Genomic DNA, 8,510 nt, shown 5'->3' with positions numbered 1-8,510 from the left:
CACTACGCTCCACCTGCTGCGGGGCTCACCCCCATGCGTCGCCGCCCCCCCCGCCCCCCGGTCGGGCGGGTGACCCGGACGGGGGTCACCCGCGCGAAGGTCACTTGACCGCGAGCCAGACGACTCCGCCCAGCACGACCAGGGTGATGACGGCGATCAGCGCGATCACGCCGGTGCGGTTGCCGCTGCTGCGGCCGTAAGTGGAGACGGAGCCGGGGCTCTGCGGCGCGGGGGTCTCGTCGACGAACGCCCGGAACATCTGGGTGCTGCCGGCGGGGTCGTAGTCGTTGTCAGCCATGGCACGGACTCTAACGAATCCGGCACCCGGCCCGACACCCCGGACCCTCGGTCCGGCCCCGGACCACCCGCACGCGCAACGGCGGTACGACGACCACGTGAAGACCGCCCGAAGCCCGGAATGCCGTACGGCGTGATCCTGTTGACTGCGTCCATGACCGGAAACCACAGTGATGCCGCACGCCGGATCCGGCTCGGCGGCTCCGACCTCAGCGTCCACCCGCTCTCCCTGGGGGGCAACGTCTTCGGCTGGACGGCCGACGAGGAGCAGTCCTTCGCCGTCCTGGACGCCTACGCCGCGGCCGGCGGCAACTTCGTCGACACCGCCGACGTCTACTCCGCCTGGGCCCCGGGCAACACCGGCGGCGAGTCCGAGACGATCATCGGCAACTGGGTGCGCAGCCGCGGCAACCGCGACGACGTCGTGATCGCCACCAAGGTCGGCATGCACCCCGAGGCGGGCGGCCTGGGCGCGGCCAACATCAAGGCCTCGGCGGAGGGTTCGCTGCGGCGCCTGGGCGTCGAGCGGATCGACCTCTACTACACCCACCGGGACGACGACACCCCGGTCGAGGAGTTCGTCACCGCGCTGGACGAGCTGGTCCGCGAGGGCAAGGTCCGCGCGGTCGCCGCGTCCAACATCGGCGCCGAGCGGCTCGCCGAGGCGCTGGCCTTCGCCGAGCGCGAGGGCCTGGCCAAGTACGTGGCCGTCCAGCCGCACTACAACCTGGTGTCGCGCGGCACCTTCGAGGGCCCGCTGGCCGACGTGGTCGCCGACCACGGCCTGGCCACCGTGCCGTACTACGCCCTGGCCTCCGGCTTCCTCACCGGCAAGTACCGCCCGGGTGGCCCCGGCGTGGCCAGCGCCCGCTCCGAGGGCGCCGCCCGCTACCTGGACGACCCGCGCGGCCCCAGGGTGCTGAAGGCGCTGGACGTGGTCGCCGCCGAGCACGGCGTCGAGCTCGGCACGGTCGCCCTCGCCTGGCTCGCGGGCCGCCCGACGGTCGCGGCCCCGATCGCCAGCGCCCGCACGGTCGAGCAGCTCCCGCCGCTGCTGGCCGCCGCCGCGCTGGAGCTCACCCCCGAACAGACGGCGCTGCTCGACGAGGCGTCCGCCTGACGGCACCACCGCGCGCCCCCGCGGGCCACGTGCGCGCCGCCCGTACGGGTGGTGACACGCGGCCCGCGGCCGTTTCCGGGCCACCATGGTTCGAGCCCGACCGACCCACCGCAACCCGGGGGCCCGATGTGCCCGACCAACCCGCCCGGAACGGCTTCGCCGTCTCCCCGTCCGACCTGTCCGCCCACGCCGGGACGGTCGACGAACTCCACGCCGGCCTCACCACCGCCGACGACCCCGCCCGCGACCGCACCGCCGGCGCGCACGCCGCCCTGGCCGGCTGGCGCACCGGAGCCGAACTCCGCGCCCGCGCCGACCGCTGGGACGACCAGGTGGCCGCCTTCGGCGGCATCCTCCACGACCTCGCCCACCGCCTGCGCACCACCGGCGCCGCGTACGCCGCCACCGACCGCGGCCCGGACGCCGAGGAGTAGCGCGGTGCCACCCCGCCCGTGCCGGGCTTCGGCCTCCCGCCCGGCGGGGAGCGGCCGGTGCTGAGCTACGAGACCGTCCGCTCCACCCGCCTCGACGCCCTCACCACCGCCGCCGAGGAGTGGACCGCCCTGCGCGCCCGCTACCTCGGCCTGCGCGACCGGCTCGACGGCGAGATCGCCGGCCCGCTGGCCGAGGGGTGGGACGGCGAGGCGGCCACCGCCGCCCGCGCGCTGATCGCCGAGGTGGCGGGCCAGTTCACCGCCGCGAGCCAGGAGTCCGCCGACCTCGGCACCCTGCTGGCCGACGCCGCCGGCCAGTTCACCGACGCCCAGCGACAGCTCGTCCGCCTGGCCGACGAGGACGCCCCCGCCGCCCACCTCCGGGTCTCCCCCACCGGCGCCGTGACGGACGTCCACCCGCTGCACGACGACGAGTCGGCCCGTCACCAGCCCGAGTACCGGTCGGTCTTCCTCCCCGAGCGCCACCGCGTGATCGCCGAGCTGGCGGGCCGCATCGAGTCCGCCCGGCGCGCCGCCACCGAGGCCGACGAGGCCGCCGCCTGGGCCCTGCGCTCGGCCCCGCCCGTCCCGGGGAACCGCCCGTTCGGCCCGGACGGCTGCCACTCCCTCGCCCAGGCCCGGCAGGCCCGCGCGGACCTCGGCGCCGCCCTCACCCTGGCGGCGAAACGCGCCGCGCTCACCCCCGACGAACTGACCCGCCTCGACGCCCTGCTCTCCGCCCACGCCGACGACCCCGCCTTCGCCGCCGGATTCGCCACCACACTCGGCCCGCGCCCCGCCCTCGAACTCTGGCGAGACCTCAACGACCCAGCGCTGTCCGCCACTTCGGCCGGCGGGCGGGCGGACGCCCTGCGCCGCCTCCAGTCCTCCCTCGGCACCGTCCTCGGCACCGCCACCCACAGCACCGACCCGGCCATGCGCACCTGGGAGCAGGAGGTCCTGCGCCTCGGCCCGAAGCAACTGGCCCGCGCCGGCGGCGGCCCGATGCCGACGGGCTACCACCTGATGAGCGCCCTGCTGCGCTCCGGCCGGTACGCCCCCGGCTTCCTCGCCGCCTACGGCGAGGGCCTGCTGGCCACCGAACGCGGCGCCAGGGTGCCCCCGCAGCTGCTGTGGTGCCCCGACGGCACCGAGCCCGCCTGGGACCACCTCGGCGAGGGCCGCGGCGGCGACCCGGTGACCGGCTTCCTGGCCGCCCTGGCCCACCACCCGGCCGCCGCCACCGCGTTCCTGGACCCGGGCGACCCGCGGCGCGGCGACCACCTCGCCTACCTGCTGCGCGAGCGCCGCTGGCCCGAGGAGCTGGTGGCCGGCGCCCACGTCCGGGGCCACCACGCGCTGGGCCTCGCCGTCCAGGCCGCCGCGACCGGCGGCCACCCGGACGGGTTCCACGCCCACAGCGCCGCCCAGGCCCGGGTGATGCGGGACACCATGACCCTGCTGGACGCCGGCATCGGCCGCGAACACCTCCCGCCCGGCCTGCACGCCCCCGTCGCCGCGGCCCTCGCCGACTACGCCGCCGACACCCACGCCGTCCTCTCCGGCACCAGCCGCTCCGCCAAGGACCACGCGGCCGCCGCGGCCGCCGGCGTGTGGACCGACGAGCGCACCGGCGAGGTCCGGATGGCCGTGGAGAAGGGCCCGCTGATCCGCGCCCTGCGCGGCCTCGCCGACCTCCCGGAGGCCCACCACCTCGTCCAGCAGGCCGAGTTGACGCACATCGCGGAACGGATCGGCGCTCTCCCGGCCGGCACCTCCGAGCCGGAGTGGAAGGGGCTGCTCGCCAACTCCGCGGTCGCCCTCGGCGTGCTCGACGCCGTCCAGGCCGACGCGGTGCTCGACCAGCGCGACGACGCCGCCAAGGTCGCCGCCTGGAAGGCCAAGGGCCTGTACACCGGCCTCGACGCCCCGCTGAAGCTCGTCCCCGGCCCCGGGCTCGGCGAACTGACCCGGCGGGTCCTGGCGGCCGGCATCGCCGACTGGCAGAGCGGCGCCCTCGATGCCATCGACGCCGCGGCGGCCGGCCGGATCGAGCGCAACACCCTCACCGGCCCGGACGGCCGCACCGGCCACGAGGGCGTGACCGCGATGGTCGAGCAGTGGCGGCGCGAACACGGCCACCCGGACCCGGACGGCCTCGCCGCCGACTGGGACAAGCAGCAGCTGCGCGCCGTCTACGGCACCGGCCGCACCGACGCCGCCGCGGCCCTCGGCCGCTCCGGGGGCTGACCCCACCGGGAACGCGACGGGCCCCGGCGGTACGAACCGCCGGGGGCCCGGAGCCGGCCGTACTACGGCCGACCGAAGTGGGTCGGGTAATAGCCCGCGTTCAGCGTCGAGATCCGCACCGTCCTGCCCGGCCGCGGCGCCTCCACGAACGTGCCGCCGCCCAGGTAGATCCCCACGTGGTGGATCCCCGAGGCGCGCCCGCTGTCCGACCAGAACACCAGGTCACCGCGGCGCAGCTGCCCCGCGCCGATCGGCGTGGTGGCGGCGTACTGGTCGTCGGCCACCCGCGGCAGGCTTATCCCGCTGCGCCGGTACGCCTGCTGGACGAGTCCCGAGCAGTCGTAGCCGGACGGCCCGTCACCGCCCCAGACGTACGGCTTGCCCAGCTGGGCGAGCGCGTAGTCGACGGCCGACTCCGTGCTCCCGGAGGACGCGCTCCCGGAGGAGCCGCCGTCGGAGGACGGCCGCGACGGCGCCGGGCCGGAGTCGCCGGACCGGCCGGTGCGGTTCAGGTAGACGTCGTAGTGGCTGGTCCAGCGCCACTCGCCGCCGGAGTTCTTGAACCAGTACCGCTCCCCGTCCCAGCCCTGCCGCAGCCCCGCGGACGCGGCCTGGCCGTTGGACCCGGACGACCGTCCGCCGGTGTCGGCCGAGCCGCCGGAGCCACCGGACTTGCCGGGCTTCGCGGACTGGCCGGTGCGGCTCGCGTAGACGTCGTAGTGGCCGGTCCAGCGCCACTCGCCGCCGGAGTTCTTGAACCAGTACCGCGATCCGTCCCAGCCCTGCTTGCCGGCCGCGGCGTGCGCGGATCCGGCGCCGGCCGTCAGACCGACGACGCCGGCGCCCGCCAGCACCGTGGTGGCCAGGCAGGTACTTCGCACGGCGCGGTGTATTCGGCTGCCCCCGGCCGCCGCCCCGGAGCGGGCGGTGCGCGGACGGGCCGCGCAGTTCGGGCAGCCGCAGCCCGCGATCGCGGGGATGCTGCCGAGGCTCTCCTCGAAGCCGATCGTCCCGAAGTCGGCGTCGACGTCGGCGACGGCGGTCCCGGGGCCGGCGTACGCGCCGGTGGCTATCCTCATGCGGGTCGTCCTTCCTTCCTCCCGGCCCGGGCGGCCGGGGACGGTACCGAGGCGGCCACTCCGGCCGGCGCGACGAAGGCGACCAACAGCTGCTCCATCAGGGCGCTGCGGGCGGCCTCGTCCAGTTCGTGCGCCGTCGCGCGCTCCAGCCGGCGGACGGCGAGCGCCGCCGCCTCGACCGCGTCGTCCACCAGGACCGTGCGCAGACCCGCGTCCAGGTCGGCCAGCCGGCGGCGACGCATCGACTCGGCGACCTCGGGCGCGTAGTCCAGCGCCAGCGGCTGCACCGAGTACACCTCCAGGCCCGCCGGGGCCGCCTCGGCGGCCAGCGCCCGGGTCAGCTCGTCGGCGAACCACTGCCCGTCGCGCAGCGCGGGCCCGGGGGCCGCGTTGCTGTCGCACGGCAGGGTGGACGCGGTGCGGGTGAGCACCGCCTGGATCTGCTCGCGCAGGTAGCCCTCGTGGTCGTCGATCGCCAGCAGCGCCCGCGCGGTGTCCTTGATCCGCCAGACGACCAGCAGCCGGACGACGATCGGGGTGCCGGTGCGGTCGACCACCTTGGCCGGCTCGCTGCGCCAGTGCCGCAGCCGCACGTCCACCCGGCGGCGGCGCAGCAGCGGGTTGACCCAGACGAGGCCGGCACGGCGGACGGTGCCCCGGTAGCGGCCCCACCGGGTGAGCACCCGGGTCTCGCCGCCGGCGTTGGCGAGCAGTCCGGCGAGGGCGTAGACGACGAGCAGCCCGGCGGCGCCCACCGCGGCGACCGACAGGACGTCCACCTCGGTCCGGCCGCTCTCCCGCGCGGCGGTGCCGCGCAGGTCGGGCAGCGCGTCCCAGTACGGGACGACTCCGTCGTGCAGGAGCACCGCGAGGACGCCGGCGACGCCGACGAGCACCGCGAACAGCGCCGACCAGCCCGGCAGGACGGTGGCGACGTGCTCGCGCAGCGCCTGGTCGGCCCGCGGGGGGCGGCGGGAGGTCACGGCCACGATGCCGCCGGCCGGGGTGGCGTCCGGGAGCTCGACGGCCTCCGCGGCGGCCGCCTCCAGCGGGTCGCGGGGGTCGGCTCTGCCGAAGGCCGGCCCGGGGACGACCGCGAGGGGGGCGGTGGCCTCCCCGCCGTCGGCCGCGGCGGCCGTCCTGGCGGGCTTGGCCAGCGCACTCGCGCCGCTGACGGAACGTTCCGGCAGTACCGGCGGGAACGTCGTGGGCAGGTGGTCGGGTCGCTGCGAAGAATCGCGGGTGACGTCCATGCACGGATCCTCGGGGTCGGTGTGTCGCGCAACGGGCGGCCCGGATCTGACGGGCAGTGCCAGAGTCAGGCTAAGTTCATACGTCATCAAATGCGACATTTGATCCGTCGTGTGTCGACATTTCCTGACGAATCGTCCGAAGTCGACCTGACGCGCAGACACATGATCGATCGGTCGGGGTGATGTCAAGTGGCCGTTGGTGTGGTCTCGGACGTTCCGGCGCAGGTCAGCGCCGTCGGGCACCCGGTCCGCGGGCAAACACCCGGCGGGTGATCAGCCCGATCGCGGCGAGCAGCAGGAGGCCGCCGGCCAGCCCGGTGCGCCACCGGGCGGGCCCGGCCTCGTGGGCCGCCGCCTGGGAGCCGTCCGCCCCCTCGGATGAAGCGGCGGGCGGTGCCGGCAGCGGCCGGGCACTCCCGGCGGGCGCCTGCGCGGCGTCCGCCGGGAGCGGCGCGGCGGTGACGGCCCGGCTCGGCCCGGCCTCCGCGGCTGCGGATGGTGACGGAACAGCGGAAGGCGACGGGACGGCCGTCGAGGACGGCGGGACGGAGACGTCGGAGGCGGGCACGAACGGCGGAGCGACCACCGGGACGAAGACCGGCAGCAAACCGGCGGGCGCCGGTACGAACACCTCCTCGGCGGTCGCCGACGGGCTCGACGAGGGCGACGGAACCGCCGACACCGCAGGCCTGGACGCCGAAGCCGAAGCCGAAACCGAAGCCGAAACGGATGGCTTCGGTGAGCCCGCCGCACTCGGACTCGGCCTGACCGCGCCGGGCGACGCCGAGGGCGACGGCCCGACCGGACTCGGCACCGCGGCACTCGGCGGAACGGGGCTGGGCGCCACCGGACCGGCCGCCGGAGCCGGCGCCGCCACGACACGGACCCGCACCGGATCCCCGGCCGCCGCGTTCCCCGCCAGGTCCGTCGCCGTGACGGTCAACGCCTGCTCACCGTTCGTCAGGTCCCGGTTGGCGGTGCAGGTCCAGCTCCCGTCGACGGCCGCCGCCGCCCCGCACAGGACCACCCGCCCGTCCGAGGCGGCCCCGCCCGCCTGGGCGGTGACGAGCACCCGCGTGCCCGTCCCGGCCCGTCCGGCGAGCCTGGGCCGCGCCGTGCGGACGGTCTCGCCGGCGGCCGGCGCGGTGAGCACCGGCTTGTCCGGCGGGACGGTGGTGACGACGAGCGCCACGGCCTTGCCCGCCATCCGGTTGCCGGCCGCGTCCACGGCGACGGGGGTCAGCTGGTGCCGCCCGTCCGCCAGGTTCTCCACCGGCAGGCAGGACCACTCGCCGTCGGTGCGCACCGTGGTGCTGCACAGGTCCCCGGCGGACCCGCCGCGCACCCCGGCCGGCTGGTCGCCGACCGAGACGGTGTCGCCCGCCTCGCCGGTGCCGGTGAGCTGGAGCCCGGGGTCGTTGGTGTACTCGGGGAGGGTGAGCACGGGCGCGGCGGGCGGGGCGGTCTTGACGGTGAGCCGCACGGGCTCGCCGCGCAGCACCACGCCACCGCTGGTGGTCTCGACCGGGGTGAGGCTGTGCCGGCCCGCGGCGAGCGCGTCGCCGGGGCGGCAGTTCCAGTCGCCGCCGCGCTCGACGCGCGCCCGGCAGAGCGCCGCGTCCCCCTCACGGACCTCGACCGAGGCCCCGGCGACGGCGCCCTCACCGCGGATCCGCGGCCGGACGTCGGCGGTCGCGGTGCCGTCCACCGGTTCGGCGATCTCGGGCCGGGCGGCCCCGACGGTCAGTTTGATCCGCTGGTCGGAGACCTCCCCGGAGTCGGCGAAGCCGCCGGAGGCGATCAGCTGGGCCGGGTCCCGGGCGATCCGCAGCCGGGCCCAGGTCTCGCCGCTCGCGGCACTGGAGGGGACGGTCCACTCCAGGGTCGCGGTGGCCGTACCGGGCTGGACCTCGGCCTGCACCCGGTGGGCCGGGTCGAAGCGCCCGCTGTGGTCCCAGTCGATCCAGCCGGCCCGGGTCGCCGGCGGGGCGCCGCCGGCCCCCGGGACGGTTAGCCGGTATTATCGTCCCAGAGCGGCCGCGGCCGGGCAGCCGAGGGACGGTGCGGCGCCCCCGTA

Annotated in this window: 7 protein-coding genes; 3 read left to right on the top strand and 4 right to left on the bottom strand. The window is 76.7% G+C overall.

Translation table 11 applies throughout. The features are described from left to right. Window positions 1-100: 100 nt before the first annotated feature. Window positions 101-298 carry a hypothetical protein gene (locus ACFV4F_RS19725; protein ID WP_380504023.1) on the bottom strand — a complete coding sequence of 66 codons (198 nt, stop codon included), beginning with the start codon at window positions 296-298 and terminating at the stop codon, window positions 101-103. Window positions 299-451: 153 nt separating this feature from the next. Between ACFV4F_RS19725 and ACFV4F_RS19720 the strand changes: the two genes are divergently transcribed. From ACFV4F_RS19720 to ACFV4F_RS19710, 3 genes are all read left to right on the top strand, one after another. After that, window positions 452-1,417 (top strand): aldo/keto reductase, encoded by a 966-nt coding sequence (locus ACFV4F_RS19720; RefSeq protein ID WP_380442829.1) that lies wholly within the window; start codon window positions 452-454, stop codon window positions 1,415-1,417. Between the two features lie 128 nt (window positions 1,418-1,545). Next, complete coding sequence (locus ACFV4F_RS19715; RefSeq protein WP_380442827.1) at window positions 1,546-1,851, top strand: hypothetical protein; 306 nt, start codon at window positions 1,546-1,548, stop codon at window positions 1,849-1,851. A gap of 57 nt (window positions 1,852-1,908) precedes the next feature. After that, the gene (locus tag ACFV4F_RS19710) at window positions 1,909-4,101 is read left to right on the top strand and encodes a hypothetical protein (protein WP_380504021.1); all 2,193 of its coding nucleotides are present in this window, start codon (window positions 1,909-1,911) and stop codon (window positions 4,099-4,101) included. Between the two features lie 62 nt (window positions 4,102-4,163). Here ACFV4F_RS19710 and ACFV4F_RS19705 read toward each other — a convergent pair whose 3' ends face one another. The 3 genes from ACFV4F_RS19705 to ACFV4F_RS19695 form a co-directional block, all read right to left on the bottom strand. Then, window positions 4,164-5,180, bottom strand: coding sequence for a C40 family peptidase (locus ACFV4F_RS19705; RefSeq protein ID WP_380504018.1), 1,017 nt, complete (start codon window positions 5,178-5,180; stop codon window positions 4,164-4,166). Continuing rightward, complete coding sequence (locus ACFV4F_RS19700; RefSeq protein WP_380504015.1) at window positions 5,177-6,433, bottom strand: SPFH domain-containing protein; 1,257 nt, start codon at window positions 6,431-6,433, stop codon at window positions 5,177-5,179. Before ACFV4F_RS19700 ends, ACFV4F_RS19705 begins: the two co-directional genes overlap by 4 nt. A gap of 226 nt (window positions 6,434-6,659) precedes the next feature. Continuing rightward, a complete protein-coding gene (locus ACFV4F_RS19695; protein ID WP_380504042.1) occupies window positions 6,660-8,396 on the bottom strand; it encodes an Ig-like domain-containing protein in 1,737 nt (578 codons plus the stop codon). Window positions 8,397-8,510: the final 114 nt, after the last annotated feature.

It is taken from the genome of Kitasatospora sp. NPDC059722 (genome assembly GCF_042733235.1).
In the GTDB taxonomy this organism is placed as follows: Bacteria; Actinomycetota; Actinomycetes; order Streptomycetales; family Streptomycetaceae; genus Kitasatospora.
The sequence above is the reverse complement of the archived record's forward strand: the minus strand, read 5'-3'. Positions and strand labels throughout refer to the sequence as shown.